Origin of the sequence: Streptomyces sp. NPDC090022 (genome assembly GCF_044748145.1) — a bacterium.
Taxonomy (GTDB): domain Bacteria; phylum Actinomycetota; class Actinomycetes; order Streptomycetales; family Streptomycetaceae; genus Streptomyces.
In genome coordinates, this window is record NZ_JBIVFN010000007.1 from 167,556 (window position 1) to 182,464 (window position 14,909).

General features: G+C 75.3%; 13 protein-coding genes and 1 pseudogene. 9 read left to right on the forward strand and 5 right to left on the reverse strand.

The window, feature by feature from the left end:
* The first annotated feature begins 107 nt into the window (after window positions 1–107).
* The gene (locus ACIPXB_RS16655; protein WP_401450209.1) at window positions 108–650 is read left to right on the forward strand and encodes an adenylosuccinate lyase; all 543 of its coding nucleotides are present in this window, start codon (window positions 108–110) and stop codon (window positions 648–650) included.
* Window positions 651–660: 10 nt separating this feature from the next.
* Here ACIPXB_RS16655 and ACIPXB_RS16660 read toward each other — a convergent pair whose 3' ends face one another.
* From ACIPXB_RS16660 to ACIPXB_RS16670, 3 genes are all read right to left on the reverse strand, one after another.
* Window positions 661–1,080, reverse strand: a complete 420-nt coding sequence (locus ACIPXB_RS16660; RefSeq protein ID WP_401449973.1) for a RidA family protein — start codon at window positions 1,078–1,080, stop codon at window positions 661–663.
* 120 nt (window positions 1,081–1,200) lie between these two features.
* Complete coding sequence (locus ACIPXB_RS16665; RefSeq protein WP_401449975.1) at window positions 1,201–2,769, reverse strand: alpha/beta hydrolase; 1,569 nt, start codon at window positions 2,767–2,769, stop codon at window positions 1,201–1,203.
* Between the two features lie 108 nt (window positions 2,770–2,877).
* The gene (locus ACIPXB_RS16670; protein ID WP_401449977.1) at window positions 2,878–3,909 is read right to left on the reverse strand and encodes an Rv2578c family radical SAM protein; all 1,032 of its coding nucleotides are present in this window, start codon (window positions 3,907–3,909) and stop codon (window positions 2,878–2,880) included.
* Window positions 3,910–4,063: 154 nt separating this feature from the next.
* On the opposite strand from ACIPXB_RS16670, the gene ACIPXB_RS16675 reads away from it, so the two are divergent.
* From ACIPXB_RS16675 to ACIPXB_RS16695, 5 genes are all read left to right on the forward strand, one after another.
* Entirely contained in the window at window positions 4,064–4,510 is a 447-nt protein-coding gene (locus ACIPXB_RS16675; protein ID WP_401449980.1) for an SRPBCC family protein, read from the forward strand.
* A 185-nt stretch (window positions 4,511–4,695) separates the two neighbouring features.
* Entirely contained in the window at window positions 4,696–5,532 is an 837-nt protein-coding gene (locus ACIPXB_RS16680) for a M55 family metallopeptidase (RefSeq protein WP_401449986.1), read from the forward strand.
* On the forward strand, window positions 5,525–6,910 hold the full coding sequence (locus tag ACIPXB_RS16685; protein WP_401449990.1) for a M20/M25/M40 family metallo-hydrolase: 1,386 nt from the start codon (window positions 5,525–5,527) through the stop codon (window positions 6,908–6,910). Before ACIPXB_RS16680 ends, ACIPXB_RS16685 begins: the two co-directional genes overlap by 8 nt.
* Window positions 6,910–8,895 (forward strand): prolyl oligopeptidase family serine peptidase, encoded by a 1,986-nt coding sequence (locus ACIPXB_RS16690; RefSeq protein ID WP_401449992.1) that lies wholly within the window; start codon window positions 6,910–6,912, stop codon window positions 8,893–8,895. Before ACIPXB_RS16685 ends, ACIPXB_RS16690 begins: the two co-directional genes overlap by 1 nt.
* A gap of 34 nt (window positions 8,896–8,929) precedes the next feature.
* Window positions 8,930–10,426 (forward strand): SDR family oxidoreductase, encoded by a 1,497-nt coding sequence (locus tag ACIPXB_RS16695; protein WP_401449994.1) that lies wholly within the window; start codon window positions 8,930–8,932, stop codon window positions 10,424–10,426.
* Between the two features lie 13 nt (window positions 10,427–10,439).
* Here ACIPXB_RS16695 and ACIPXB_RS16700 read toward each other — a convergent pair whose 3' ends face one another.
* Window positions 10,440–11,135: a hypothetical protein gene (locus ACIPXB_RS16700; RefSeq protein WP_401449996.1), complete on the reverse strand. Its 696-nt coding sequence runs from the start codon at window positions 11,133–11,135 to the stop codon at window positions 10,440–10,442.
* Window positions 11,136–11,170: 35 nt separating this feature from the next.
* Between ACIPXB_RS16700 and ACIPXB_RS16705 the strand changes: the two genes are divergently transcribed.
* From ACIPXB_RS16705 to ACIPXB_RS16715, 3 genes and pseudogenes are all read left to right on the forward strand, one after another.
* Entirely contained in the window at window positions 11,171–11,428 is a 258-nt protein-coding gene (locus ACIPXB_RS16705; RefSeq protein WP_401449998.1) for a hypothetical protein, read from the forward strand.
* Window positions 11,429–11,433: 5 nt separating this feature from the next.
* The gene (locus ACIPXB_RS16710; protein WP_401450001.1) at window positions 11,434–12,339 is read left to right on the forward strand and encodes an arginase family protein; all 906 of its coding nucleotides are present in this window, start codon (window positions 11,434–11,436) and stop codon (window positions 12,337–12,339) included.
* 58 nt (window positions 12,340–12,397) lie between these two features.
* Window positions 12,398–13,772: pseudogene (locus ACIPXB_RS16715) on the forward strand (DUF5107 domain-containing protein).
* A gap of 147 nt (window positions 13,773–13,919) precedes the next feature.
* On the opposite strand, the gene ACIPXB_RS16720 reads toward ACIPXB_RS16715, so the two are convergent.
* Window positions 13,920–14,786, reverse strand: coding sequence for a class I SAM-dependent methyltransferase (locus tag ACIPXB_RS16720; protein WP_401450003.1), 867 nt, complete (start codon window positions 14,784–14,786; stop codon window positions 13,920–13,922).
* Window positions 14,787–14,909: the final 123 nt, after the last annotated feature.

Consider the following 14,909-nt stretch of genomic DNA (forward strand, 5'->3'; position numbering starts at 1 on the left):
TCGTTGGCCAGAGCACGGGAGATGTGATGTGCGCCGCGTGGCGGGCGATCCGCGCAAACCGCCCGCCACGGCCCCGCCGCCCCCCTACGCTGACCCGGGTGGACGTGCTGGAGCGCCTGCGGGCGGAGGCGGCCGGGTCGCCGGAGTACGAGCGGCTGGCCGCGGCGGAACCGGACGGGCTGGCCGCGGCCCTGACCTCGGCGGGCCGCCCGCTGTGGGCGCGGGAACTCGCGGCGTACCGGCTGGGGCTGGCGGGCGACCGGCGCGCGTTCGAGGCCCTGGTGCTGCTGCTCAACCACCGGGACCCGCCGCGCTGCGCCGCCGCCGCGCGGGCGCTGGCCGCACTCGGCGACCCCCGCACCGCGCGGGCGGCGGCGGCGCTGGCCACCAACGCGCTGCGCACCGCCTACGCGCTGGAACCCGTACGCCTGCTGGTGGCCCTGCGGGCGCCGGAATCCGTACCGGCGCTGATCACGACGCTGTCCCGGCTGCTCTCCCCGCACGACCCGTACTGGCGGGTCGCCCTGGCCTGTGTCGAGGGCCTGGGGGTGCTGGCCGACCCGGCCGCCCGCGAGGTCCTCGGCCGCGCGCAGGCCCATCCGCGGCTGGCGGTGGCGGCGACCCGGTCCCTGCACCTGCTGCCGCGGTGACGCGGCGGCGTCAGCCGGCCGCCGGGGGAGCGGGGAGCACGGCGAACGCCTCGATCTCCACCAGGAGTTCCGGCCGGAACAGCGCCGCGACCTCGACGGCCGAGGACGCGGGCTGCCGGTCGCCGGGGATCACGGCGTCACGGGCCGCGCGGACGGCGGGCAGGTGGGCGATGTCGGTGACGAAGTACGTCAGCTTCACGACGTCGTCGAAGTCCGCCCCGGCGGCGGCCAGGCACCGGCGCAGGTTCTCGAAGACCCGCGCGCTCTGCGCGGCGGGGTCGCCGGCGCCGACGACCTCGCCCTTCTCGTCGAGGGCGCACTGCCCGGAGACGGCGACGAAGGTCCCCGTCCCCAGGACGACGTGGCTGTAGCCGGTGCCCGGGAGGACGCCCTCGGGGCCGGCTATGCGGGTGAGGTGATCACTGGTCATGCCCCGATCATGACCCACACCCGCCGCCGACCGTCAGGCGTTCCCCCCGCCGACCGTCAGGCGTTCCCCCCGCGGCCCGCGGCCCGCGGCCCGCGGCCCGCGGCCCGCGGCCGTCAGCCGTCAGCCGCGGAAGCCCAGCAGGCCGTGCAGGGCCGCGCCGCCCGCGGAGACCGGGGCGGCGCGGGTGGCCGTCGTCGGCTGGGGCTCGGCCTGCGCCGCGCACGTGGCGTCGGCGGCCGTCCCCGACCGCAGGTACGCCGCCACCTTCTCGTCCAGGCACGTGTTGCCGCTGAGCGCGATGCCGTGGTTGCCGCCGCCCTCCTCCACCACCAGCGCGGCCCCCGCCAGCTTCGCGCGCATGCTCACCGCGCCCTCGAACGGCGTCGCGGCGTCCTCCGTCGCCTGGAGCAGCAGCGCCGGCGGCAGGTCGGCGTTGGCCACGTCCGGTGCCTCGAGCGCCTCCGTCGGCCAGAACGCGCACGGCGCGTTGTACCAGGCGTTGTTCCACGTCATGAACGGCGCCTTGGCGTGCGTACGCCACATGTCCGCGCGCCACACGTTCCAGTCCTTCGGCCAGGCCGAGTCCCGGCACTGCACCGCGCTGTACGCGCTGTAGCTGTTGCCCGCCGACGGCTCCACCGCCCCGAACCGCTGGTACGCCGCCACCAGCGGCGCCGGGTCCTCCTTCACCGCGTACGCCGCGAACGCCTCCGCCAGGTGCGGCCAGTACCCGTTGTAGTAGCCGCCCGGCAGGAAGGTGTCCTCCAGCTCGGACGGGCCCACCTTGCCGCCGGCCGGGGCCGCGCGGAGCGCGTCGCGCATCGCGTACCAGCGGGACTCCACCCGGGCCGGGTCGGTGCCCAGGTGGTACGTGGCGTCGTTCCTGGCCACCCAGGCCAGGAACGCCTTGTGGCGGGCGTCGAAGGCCACGTCCTGGGCCAGGTTGTCCTGGTACCAGACGCCCGTCGGGTCGACCACCGAGTCCAGCACCAGCCGGTGCACCCGGCCGGGGTGCAGCTTGGCGTACACGGCGCCCAGGTACGTGCCGTAGGAGTAGCCGAAGTAGCTGAGCTTCGGCGCGCCCAGCGCCACCCGCAGCAGCTCGATGTCGCGGGCGGCCGCCACGGTGCCGATGTGCGGCAGCACCTCCGCGTGCTTGGTCGCGCACGTCCGGGCGAAGCCGCGCACGCGCTCCAGGTTGGCCTCCTCGACGGCCGGGTCCCGGGGCACGGAGTCCGGGCGTACGGGCGTGAAGTGGCCGTTGCCGCAGTCCAGCGTCGGCTCGCTCTGGCCGACGCCGCGCGGGTCGAAGCCGATGACGTCGTACTGCGCGGCGACGTCCTCGGGCAGCGCGGCGGCGACGAACCCGGCGAGGGCGCGCCCGCTGCCGCCCGGCCCGCCGGGGTTGACCAGCAGCGGGCCCTGGGAGGTGGCGGCGGTGTGCGGGACCCGGGTCAGGGCCAGGGTGATCTTCTTGCCGCCGGGCTGCGCGTGGTCGAGCGGGACCTGGAGGGAGGCGCACTGCAGCGTGGGGTAGCGCGGGGTCGCGCACTTCGTCCAGCGCGGTGCCGCGGCCGAGGCGGCCGGGGTGCCCGGGGCCGGGGCGGCCGACGCGGTGACCGTCACCGGACCCGCGAGGGCGGTGGCGACGGTGGCGATCGACAACAGGACAGCTGCACGCTTCTTCACAAGGGGCCTCCCAGCCGAGGGTTCTGGGCGGAATCGTCCCGGAAGCCACGCCTGGAAGACGGGATTGTGGGCCCTTTTGGCCCGATGTGATGATGCTTCAGCGCCCGGTCACAGCAGCGTGAGCTGTGTCGGGGCGCTTTCGGCGGGGTGTTCGGGCGGGGCGACGGCGCGGGCCGCGCCGCGCCGGGCGGGGCCGATGCCGAACGAGTCGGCCAGCTCGTGCACCTGACGGGTGATCCGGCGCTGGTACCAGGTCGGGGCGTAGCTGCCGCCCGCGTACATCCGTTCGTAGCGTTCGACCAGGTGCGGGTGGTGCGCGGCGAGCCAGGCCGTGAACCACTCGCGGGCGCCGGGCCGCAGGTGCAGCACGAGCGGGGTCACCGAGGTGGCCCCGGAGGCGGCGATCGCGGCGACGGTGGCGCGCAGCTGCTCGGGGGCGTCGGAGAGGAACGGGATCACCGGGGCCATCAGGACGCCGCAGCCGATGCCGTGGTCGGTCAGGGTGCGGACGACGTCCAGGCGGCGCGCGGGCGACGGCGTACCCGGCTCCACGGTGCGCCACAGCGCGGGGTCGGTGAATCCGACGGAGACCGAGATGCCGACCTCCGTGACCTCGGCGGCCTCGCGCAGCAGGCCGAGGTCGCGCAGGATCAGGGTGCCCTTGGTGAGGATGGAGAAGGGGTTGGCGTGGTCGCGCAGGGCCTCGATGATCCCGGGCATCGGGCGGTAGCGGCCCTCGGCGCGCTGGTAGTAGTCGACGTTGGTGCCCACGGCGATGTGCGCGCCGGTCCAGCGGCGCGAGGACAGCTCGCGGCGCAGCAGCTCGGGGGCGTTGGTCTTGACGACGATCTGCGAGTCGAAGCCGAGGCCCGTGTCGAGGTCGAGATAGCTGTGCGTCTTGCGTGCGAAGCAGTACACGCAGGCGTGACTGCAGCCCCGGTACGGGTTGACGGTCCATTCGAACGGCATCCGGGAGACCCCCGGTACCCGGTTCACGATCGACCGGGCGCGGACCTCGTGGAAGGTGATCCCCCGGAACTCGGGGGTGTCGAAGGTCCGCGTGACCACGGCCCCGACCCCGAACAGGGCTCCGCCGGCCGCGTCGGGCCCGCTCCCGTCGCCCAGATTCTCCCAGCGCATGGCGCCTCCCTCGGTCGTCCCGCAGCGAGAATAGAACAAACGTTCCCATGATCGTGCGGAGCGGCTCCGGGGGCGGGCGGATTTGGGCGCCCGCGCCGGGAGGTGGTTGGCTTGCCGCCGCAAGGAGCGTTTCACGACTGCTGGAGGAACAGGTATGGCGCAGGTCGAGGCCACCACGGAGCGGATCATCGCGGCCGACGCGGAGGCGGTGTTCGACGCGCTCGCGGACTACAGCGGCACCCGCGGCAAGCTGCTCCCCGAGCACTTCAGCGAGTACGAGGTGCGCGAGGGCGGCGACGGCGAGGGCACCCTGGTCCACTGGAAGCTCCAGGCCACCAGCAAGCGCGTACGGGACTGCCTGCTGGAGGTCACCGAGCCCAGCGACGGCCGCCTCGTCGAGAAGGACCGCAACTCCTCCATGGTCACCACCTGGACCGTCACCCCGGCCGGTGAGGGCCGCTCCAAGGCCGTCGTCACCACCGTGTGGGACGGCGCCGGCGGCATCGGCGGCTTCTTCGAGCGCACCTTCGCCCCCAAGGGCCTCGGCCGTATCTACGACACCTTCCTGGCCAACCTGGCCCAGGAGGTCGAGAAGGGCTGACGCCTTTCCGCAGGACCGGACGGTGGGGCCGCCGCGCGCGGCTTCACCGCTTCGAGTGAACCCGGCTGCCGCGCGGCGCGGCGCCCGGGAAGAGTGCCCCGGCGCCGGGCGTGGCCCCTGCGCGGCGCGCCGCCGGACGGCTAGGGTGAGGCGTCTGTGCGGACACGCGACCGACCGGGGGCCCGATGAAGATCCTCATCTCCGCCGACATGGAAGGCGCCACCGGCGTCACCTGGCCCGCCGACGTGCTGCCCGGGACACCGCAGTGGGAGCGCTGCCGGGCCCTGTTCACCTCCGACGTCAACGCCGCCGTCCTCGGCTTCTACGACGGCGGCGCCGACGAGGTCCTCATCAACGAGGCCCACTGGACCATGCGCAACCTGCTCCTGGAGCGGCTCGACGAACGCGCCCAGATGATCACCGGCCGGCACAAGTCCCTCTCCATGATCGAGGGCGTCCAGCACGGCGACGTCGACGGCATCGCCTTCGTCGGCTACCACACCGGCGCCGGCACCGAGGGCGTGCTCGCCCACACCTACCTCGCCAACTCCATCACCGGGGTCTGGGTCGACGGGGTCCGCGCGAGCGAGGGCCTGCTCAACGCGCTGGTCGTCGCCGAGTACGGGGTGCCCGTCGTCCTGGTCACCGGTGACGACCTGACCTGCGCCGACGCCGCGACGTACGCACCCGGCGCGCGCACGGTGGCGGTCAAGGACCACGTCTCGCGCTACGCCGCCGTCTGCCGCACCCCGGCGCGCACCGCCGCCGCGATCCGGTCCGCGGCCAAGGAGGCCGCCGCCCTCGCGGTCCGCCACGACCCCGTACGGGGCGGCCCGTTCGCCGTCGAGGTCGAGTTCGACGCCGCGCACCTCGCGGCGGCGGCCACCGTCGTCCCGGGCGTCGAGCACGCGTCCGGCGAGCGCCGCATCGCGTACACCAGCGCGACGATGTACGAGGGGATCCGGACCTTCAAGGCGGTCACGACGATCGTCTCGGCGGCTGTGGAGGAGCAGTATGGCTGACATGACGTCCCCCGAGGTGCCCCCGGCGAACTCCCCGGACCGGGGCGGGCCGGCCGCACCGCTCGACCCCCTCGCGTTCGACGAGGTCGTCGAGTTCACCTCCGGGCTGATCCGCATCGACACCACCAACCGCGGCGGCGGCGACTGCCGCGAGCGCCCCGCCGCCGAGTACGTCGCCGAACGCCTGGCCGCCATCGGCCTGGAACCGGCCCTCCTGGAACGCACCCCCGGCCGCACCAACGTCGTCGCCCGGATCGAGGGCACCGACCCGTCCGCCGACGCCCTCCTGGTCCACGGCCACCTCGACGTGGTCCCCGCCGAGGCCGCCGACTGGAGCGTGGACCCCTTCTCCGGCGAGATCCGCGACGGCGTGGTCTGGGGCCGTGGCGCCGTCGACATGAAGAACATGGACGCGATGGTCCTGGCCGTCGTACGGGCCTGGGCCCGCGCCGGCGTCCGGCCGCGCCGCGACATCGTCCTCGCCTTCACCGCCGACGAGGAGGACAGCGCCGTCGACGGCTCCGACTTCCTCGCCGGCCGGCACGCCGGCCTCTTCGCGGGCTGTACCGAGGGCCTGAGCGAATCGGGTGCCTTCAGCATCCACACCGCCCCCGGCCGGGCCCCCCTCTACCCGATCGCCGCCGGCGAGCGCGGCACCGCCTGGCTCAGACTCACCGCCCACGGCACCACCGGGCACGGCTCCAAGCCCAACCGCGCCAACGCCGTCAGCCGGCTCGCCGCCGCCGTCGCCCGGATCGGCGAGCACGAGTGGCCGGTCCGGCTCACCGGAACCGTCGCCGCCTGCATCACCGAACTCGCCGCCCTGCAAGGGATGTCGGTGAACCCGCAGGCCCGCGACTTCGACCTCGACGCCGTCCTCGACAAGCTCGGACCGGCCGGCGCCCTCGTCGAGGCGACCGTGCGCAACAGCGCCAACCCCACCATGCTCAGCGCCGGTTACAAGCTCAACGTCGTCCCCGGCCACGCCACCGCCTATATCGACGGCCGCGTCCTGCCCGGCGGCGAGGACGAGTTCCGCCGGACCCTCGACGAACTCACCGGCCCCGACGTCGAGTGGGAGTTCCACCACCGCGAAGTACCCCTCGAAGCACCCGTGGACGGCCGTACGTACGCGATCCTGCGCGACGCCGTCGAACGTTTCGACCCCGAGGGGCAGGTCGTGCCGTTCTGCATGGCGGGCGGCACCGACGCCAAGCAGTTCTCCCGGCTCGGCATCACCGGCTACGGCTTCTCCCCGCTCAAGCTGCCGCCCGGCTTCGACTACTGGTCCCTCTTCCACGGTGTCGACGAGCGCGTGCCGGTCGACGCCCTGCGCTTCGGGGTCCGGGTCCTCGACCACGCCCTGCGGGCCCTGTGATGGCCGTGCCCACCGGCTCCTACGGGAGCTGGCCCTCGCCCATCGACGCCGCGCTCGCCGCCTCCCTCGACGGGCGCCCCGAGTACGTCGGCACGGTGGGCGCCGAAGTGTGGTGGACCGAGCCCCGGCCGGCCGAGGGCGGCCGCCGGACCCTGGTGCGCCGGCGCGCCCACGGCGGCCCCGAGGAATCCGTGCTGCCGACCCCGTGGAACGTGCGCAGCCGGGTCACCGAATACGGCGGCCGCCCCTGGACCGGGCGCGAACAGCAGGGCGGACGCGGCCCGTTGGTGGTCTTCGCGCACTTCGCCGACCAGCGGCTGTACGCCTACGAGCCGGACGTGCCCGGTGCCGCGCCCCGGCCGCTGACCCCGCTCTCCACCGTCGGCGGCGGACTGCGCTGGGCGGATCCGGTGCTGCACGGCGGCGAAGTGTGGTGCGTGCTGGAGGAGTTCACCGGTTCCGCGCCCACCGACGTCCGGCGCGTGCTCGCCGCCGTACCGCTGGACGGGTCCGCCGCCGGGGACCGCACGGCGGTGCGTGAACTGACCGACGGCCGACACCGGTTCAGCAGCGGGCCGCGGCTCTCGCCCGACGGCCGGCACGCGGTGTGGCTGGTGTGGGACCACCCGCGCATGCCGTGGGACGGGACCGAGCTGAAGCTGGCCGAGGTCACGCCCGACGGGCGTCTGGCCGGGGCGCGGACCGTGCTCGGCGGCCCCGGGGAAGCCGTCGCACAGGCCGAGTGGACCGCCGACGGCGCCCTGCTCGCGGTCTCCGACCGCGGCGGCTGGTGGAACCCGTACCGCCTGGACCCGGACACCGGCGAAGCCGTCAACCTGTGCCCGCGGGAGGAGGAGTTCGGCGGCGCCCTGTGGAAGACCGGGCTGAACTGGATCGCCCCGCTGGCCGCCGGGCCGGTCGCCGTACTGCACGGTCAGGGCTCGTCCGTCCTCGGGATACTGGACCCCGACACCGGCGACCTCGTCGACGTGGCCGGGCCCTGGACGGCCTGGCAGCCCACGCTGGCCAGCCACGGCTCGCGCGTCTACGGCGTCGCGGCCAGCCCGCGCAGCGCGTACGAGGTGGTGGAGCTGGACACCGCCACCGGCCGGGCCCGCGTGGTCGGCGCGCACGGCGTGGACCGGGTCGACCCGGCGTACTACCCGGAGCCGCAGAGCCGCACCTTCCTCGGCCCCGACGACCGCGAGATCCACGCCCACGTCTACCCGCCGCACCACCCCGCCCGCCGGGCCCCCGCCGACGAACTCCCGCCGTACGTGGTGTGGGCGCACGGCGGCCCCACCGACCACGTGCCGCCCGTACTGGACCTGCACATCGCCTACTTCACCTCGCGCGGCATCGGCGTCGTGGAGGTCAACTACGGCGGCTCGACCGGCTACGGCCGCGCCTACCGCGAGCGGCTGCGCGAACAGTGGGGCGTCGTCGACGTCGAGGACTGCGCCGCGGTGGCCCGCGCGCTGGCCGCCGAGGGCACCGCCGACCCGGCGCGCCTGGCCATCCGCGGCGGCAGCGCCGGCGGCTGGACCGCGGCCGCCTCACTGGCCTCGACCGACGTCTACGCCTGCGGCACGATCATCTACCCGGTGCTGGACCTGCTGGGCTTCGCGGCGGAGACCCACGACCTGGAGTCCCGCTACGTCGACGGCCTCGCCGGCCCGCCCGACACCCTCGCCGTCCGCTGCCGCGAACGCTCCCCGGTCGCCCGCGCCGGCAGCATCACCGCCCCCTTCGTGCTCCTCCAGGGCCTGGACGACGTGATCTGTCCGCCCGCCCAGGCCGAACGGCTGCTGGCCGCCCTGCGCGGGCGGGCCGTGCCGCACGCCTACCTCGCCTTCGAGGGCGAGGGCCACGGCTTCCGCCGCGCGGACACCATGGTCCGCGCCCTGGAGGCCGAACTCTCCCTGTACGTCCAGGTCTTCGGACTGGACCGGTCGGACGTCCCGGCCGTACGACTGCGGCCCTGACCCCGGCGCGGGCGGCACGCGAGAAAGGCGGACCATGACGGGCGCGCACGTCCTCGTCACCGGGGCCACCGGCTACATCGGCGGCCGCCTGGTGCCCGAACTCCTCGACGCGGGCCACCGGGTACGGTGCCTGGCCCGGTCGCCCGAACGGCTGCGCGACCACCCGTGGGCCGGGCGCGCCGAGGTGGTGCGCGGCGACGTCACCGACGCGCGGTCCCTCGCCGACGCCCTGCGCGGCATCGAGGTCGCCTACTACCTCGTCCACGCGATGACCGGTGGCAAGGACTTCGAGGAGCGCGACCGCACCGCCGCCCGGACCTTCGCCGAGCAGGCCCGCGCCGCCGGCGTACGGCGCATCGTCTACCTGGGCGGGCTCACCCCCGCCGGCATCCCGGTTCCGGAGCTCTCGCCGCACCTGCGCTCGCGCGCGGAGGTCGGCCGGATCCTGCTGGCGTCCGGGGTGCCCACCGCCGTCCTGCGCGCCGCCGTCATCATCGGCTCCGGATCGGCCTCCTTCGAGATGCTGCGCTACCTCACCGAACGGCTGCCGGTGATGGTCACCCCGAGCTGGGTCGGCACCCGCGTGCAGCCGATCGCCGTCCGCGACGTGCTGCGCTACCTCGTGGGCAGCGCCACCCTGCCCGAGGGCGTCAGCAGGGCCTTCGACATCGGCGGCCCGGACGTCGTCACGTACGAGGAGATGATGCGCCGGTACGCGGCCGTCGCCGGCCTGCCGCACCGCCTGATCCTGCGCGTACCGATGCTCACACCGGGCCTGTCCAGCCACTGGATCGGCCTGGTGACCCCCGTCCCGCGGGCGCTGGCCCGCCCGTTGGCGGAGTCCCTGCGGCACGAGGTGGTGTGCCGCGAGCACGACATCGCCCGCTACGTGCCCGACCCGCCGGGCGCCCCGATCGGCTTCGACCGGTCGCTGGCCCTCGCCCTCCAGCGGGTCCGGGAGGCCGACGTCACCACCCGCTGGTCCTCGGCCTCCGTCCCCGGTGCCCCGAGCGACCCGCTGCCCACCGACCCGGACTGGGCCGGCGGCAGCCTCTACACCGACCAGCGGGAGGTGGCGGTCGAGGCGTCACCGCAGGCGCTGTGGCAGGTCGTCGAGGGCATCGGAGGGGAGAACGGCTGGTACTCCTTCCCCCTGGCCTGGGCCGCCCGGGGCTGGGCCGACCGGCTCGTCGGCGGCGTCGGCCTGCGCCGCGGCCGCCGTGACGCGGCCCGGTTGCGCGTGGGGGACTCCCTGGACTTCTGGCGGGTCGAGGAGATCGAACCCGGCCGGATGCTGCGCCTGCGCGCCGAGATGCGGCTGCCGGGCCTGGCCTGGCTGGAGATGCGCGTGAGCCCCGGCCCCGCGGGCACCTCCCGCTACCACCAGCGCGCCCTCTTCCACCCCCACGGCCTGCTGGGCCACCTGTACTGGTGGTCGGTCTCCCCCTTCCACGCCCTCGTCTTCGGCGGCATGACCAGGAACATCGCCCGCACGGCCCGGAGCCGGCGCCAGGAGCGGGTCACGTCCTAGCGGCCGGAGCGGGTCACCGCGTGGTGTGGAGCCAGACGCGCAGGGGGCCGGCCGGGGCGAAGCCGTGGCGGACGGCCACGGCGAGGTCGTCCCCCGACTCGTAGCCGACCACGGGCAGGCCGGGCCAGTGGGCGGCGACCGCCGCGAGGACGCCTGACCAGGCCGCATCGAGGTGGGCGTCGTCGACGGCGAAGACGTTGGAGAGGCCCACCACCGGCCCGGTGCGGTGGACCGCGGCGCCGGCGGTCACCCGGCCGGCCTCCGCGGCGTACAGGAACGCGGTGTCCGGGCTCAGTAGCTGCGGGCGGAACAGCCCGGCCGGCGCGGCTCCCGACCAGGCCGCCTCCCACGCGGTCAGCTCCTGCGGAGTACGCACGCGGCGCCAGCCGGCGGGCGGACCGGCGACGGGCGGGCCCGCCGGGCGGTGGATCCACCGGGCCTCGAAGAGCACCTCGAAGCCCGCCGGCGTCAGGTCCAGGCCCGCGAAGCTGTCCTTGACCGAGCAGCCCGGCGACACCGTGTCGATCCCGGCCAGCACCTCGGCGGCCGTGGCCGCCGGGCTCAGGGTCACCGCGTCGGGATACAGGGGCGGGGTACGGCGGGGGCTGCTCCACACGGTGGCGCCGAAGGCACCGGGCAGGCCGTGGGCCCGGCACACCGCATCGCACCAGCCGGCGTTGTTGCGCGCCGCGCGTTCGTCATCGATCACGCCGCGATGATGACACACGGCTCTACGCTGGACGGATGACCGAGATCGCGTACGTCGCGCGGAGCGCCCGCGTGGGACTGCGGGCCTTCCGGCCGGAGGAGGGCCCGGAGTTCACCCCGCGGGCACGCGAGAGCACCGCTCCGCACCGGCCCTGGCTGTTCCCGCCCACCACCGCCGCCGACTGCACGGCGTACGAGCGGCGGCCGGACGAGGACCCCGCGCGCGCCGGCCACGAACGCCGGGCGCTCACCCGCGAGATGCCCGCACCGCCCGTTCCCGCTGCCACAGGATGACGACCATGCGAACGATCGTGCTGCTCGACGCCCCCTCCAACCTCGGCCTGCGCCCGCCCGGCCCCGGCACCGTGCCCGGCGTGTACAAGCTCGCCGGTGCGCTGCGCGAACAAGGGCTGCTGGCCCGGCTCGGCGCCCGCGAGGGCGGGGTCGTGGTGCCGCCCCGCTACGACCGCGGGGACTGGCGCGAGGGCGACGGCGTCTTCCACGCCGCCGAACTCGCCGCGTACACCGTCACCCTCGCCGACCGGATCGAAAAGCACCTGAGGGCAGGGGAGTTCCCCGTCGTCCTCGGCGGCGACTGCTCCATCCAGCTCGGCGCCTCCCTCGCGATGCGCCGCCTGGGCCGCTACGGGCTGGCCGCCGTCGACGGCTCCGCCGACTTCCGCCACCCCGGCAACACGGCGGCCAACGGGCCCGTCGGCGCCGCCGGCGGCGAGGAACTCGCGCTGGCCACCGGCCGCGGCCAGGCCGACCTCTGCGACCTGGAGGGGCTCTCGCCGTACCTGCGCGACGAGGACGTACGGCTGTTCGGGATCCGTGACGGCGACGACGACCTCGCCGAACTGGCCGCGCTGGGCATCCGTACCGCAACCGTCGGTGAGATCCGCGGCCGGGGCGCCGCGACCGTGGCACGCGAGGCGCTCGCCGGACTGCACCCGCCCGTCACCGAGGGGTTCTGGGTCCACCTCGACGCCGACGTGCTGGACCCGAGCGTCATGCCGGCCGTCGACAGCCCCGACCCCGGCGGCCTGCTCCCGGACGAACTGGCCGCACTGCTCGCGGTGCTGACCGGCTCGCCGCGCTGCGTCGGGCTCAACGTCACCATCTACGACCCCGACCGCGACCCGGACGGCGCCGCGGGCGCCCTCCTCGCGGACCTCGTCGCCGGCGCCTTCGCCCGACCCTGACGGGCGGTACCGGGCCGAACCCCTGCCCCGCGGCCGCTCCGCCGTGTTCCCTTGCCCCATGGCCACTTCTGTCCGCCGCGCGGTCGTCACGCGGCCCGCCGCCCCGCTGGGCCCCGAGAACCCGCTGCCGCCGCTGCGCCCCCTCGACGGGGTCCACGTCCTCGACGACCGCTTGACGGCACGGCTGCCGCGCGAGATGGCCCGTCAGATCGGTTACGAGCCGCTGAGATCGCTGCTGCCGGTCCGCCTGCGCGACGGGTACGGGCGGGAGCGGGCGCCGGCCGACACCGAGGCCGTGGTGCTGGAGAACGCCCACCTGCGCGTGACCGTGCTGCCCGGCCTCGGCGGCCGGGTGCACTCCCTGGTCCACGTCCCCACGGGACGCGAACTGCTCTACCGTAACCCGGTGTTCCAGCCCGCGGCGTTCGCGCTCAACGGGGCCTGGTTCTCCGGCGGCATCGAATGGAACATCGGCGCCACCGGCCACACCGCCCTGTCCTGCGCGCCGCTGCACGCCGCCCTCGTCCCCGCACCCGACGGCGGCACCATGGTGCGGCTGTGGGAGTGGGAGCGGCTGCGCGACCTGCCCTTCCAGGTGGACCTCTGGCTACCGGGGGAGAGCGAGTTCCTCTACGTCGGCGTCCGCGTGCGCAACCCCCACGAGCGGCCGGCGCCCGTCTACTGGTGGTCCAACACCGCCGTCCCCGAGACCCCGGACACCCGCGTCCTCGCCCCCGCCGACCGGGCCTGGCACTTCGGCTACGAGCGGGCGCTGCGCGAGGTCGCGGTGCCCGTATGGGAGGGCGCCGACCGCACCTACCCGCTGCGCAGCAACTGTCCGGCGGACTCCTTCTACGAGCTGCCCGAGGGCGGGCGCCCGTGGATCGCCGCGCTGGACGGCGAGGGGCGTGGGCTGGTCCAGACGTCGACCGGGGCGCTGCGCGGCCGCAAGCTCTTAGAGGGGGCTGGCGGCCGCCCCCTCGCGCTGGCCGCTGCTGCGGTGCCTGGCCGTGGCGGAGGAGCTGGCGGGCGACCCGGCCCGGGCCGCCGACCGGTACGCCGAGGCCATCGCCGGTCTCGCGCACGAGAGCGGGGACGGCGAGGCGTGGGCGGCCGCCGAATCCGCGCTGGCCCGGGAGGCGATGACGGCGGCCCTGGCGGCGGGCCGCCCGGCGGTGGCCCGTTCGGTGTGGGAACGGCTGCGCCCCGCCCTGCGCGAACAGGGCCGCTTCCGGCTGCTGGCGGCCCGGCTGCTGGCGGCCGAGGGACACGTGGCGGCGGCGCGGCGGCTGTTCGAAGAGGGCTTCGAGGTCCCGGACCTGCGCGAGGGCGACGAGACCCTCGGTGACCTGTGGGCCGGCCTGACCCCCTGCCCCCTCCCGCCCCGCTACGACTTCCGCATGCGTCCGCCGGGGACCGCGGAGGGCGGGTGATGCGGGGCCCGGCCGGCCCCCGGCGGCCCGACCGGGGTCCGTACGGCCCCGGCCGGACCGCCGCGGCGCGGGGCGGCGCATCCGGCCCGGCGGGGTGTCAGGCCCGGCGGGCGCCCGGCCGGGCGGGGTGTCAGGCCGGGCGGGGTGTCAGGCGCGGCACAGGATCTCGCCGTGCAGCACCGAGAACCAGGCGTCCGGGGAGCGGGCCCACGCGTGCCAGGCGTCGGCGACGGCGGACAGCCGGTCCGGGGTCGCGTGACCGGTGTCCGTCGCCAGCGACGCGTACGAACTGGCCGTCGTACGGTCCGCCCACAGGCCCGACCACCAGGCGATCTCCTCCGGCGTCGCGTAGCACCACGCGCTCGCCGAGGCACGGACGTCGTCGAAGCCCGCCGCCAGCGCCCACGAGCGCAGCCGGCGGCCCGCGTCCGGTTCACCGCCGCAGGCGCGGGCCACCCGGCGGTACAGCGACAGCCACTCGTCCAGCACGGGCGACGCGGGGAACCAGGTCATCGCCGCGTAGTCGGCGTCCCGCGCGGCCACGATCCCGCCCGGGCGGCACACCCGGCGCATCTCGCGCAGCGCCCGCACCGGGTCGCCCACGTGCTGGAGCACCTGGTGGGCGTGGACCACGTCGAAGGAGCCGTCCGGGAAGTCCAGCGCGTGCACGTCGGCCGTGGCGAAGGTGATCGTGTCCAGGCCGCGCTCCGTCGCGTACGCCCGCGCCTGTTCCATTACCTCCGGGGCCGCGTCGACCGCGGTGACGCGGCCGCCCGGCCCCACCAGTTCCGCCAGATCGGCGGTGATGGTGCCCGGCCCGCAGCCGACGTCGAGGACGGACAGGCCCGGCCGCAGCTCGCCGATCAGGTACGCGGCGGAGTTCTGTGCCGTGCGCCAGCGGTGCGAGCGCAGGACCGACTCGTGGTGGCCGTGGGTGTAGACCGCGGTCTCAGCGACCGGCTCCTGTCCCTGTTCCTTTTCGCGTCCCTGTTCCTGCTCCCGGGCGGGCGTCATGACGGCGACTCCTCTGCGTCGAAGGGGACTTCTACCGTAGGGGATCTTGCCGGTATATGAGATTGCCGTTTTGACATGTGGACACACCCCTTGCAGGGCAAGGAGATGCGGGGGAGCCTGGTC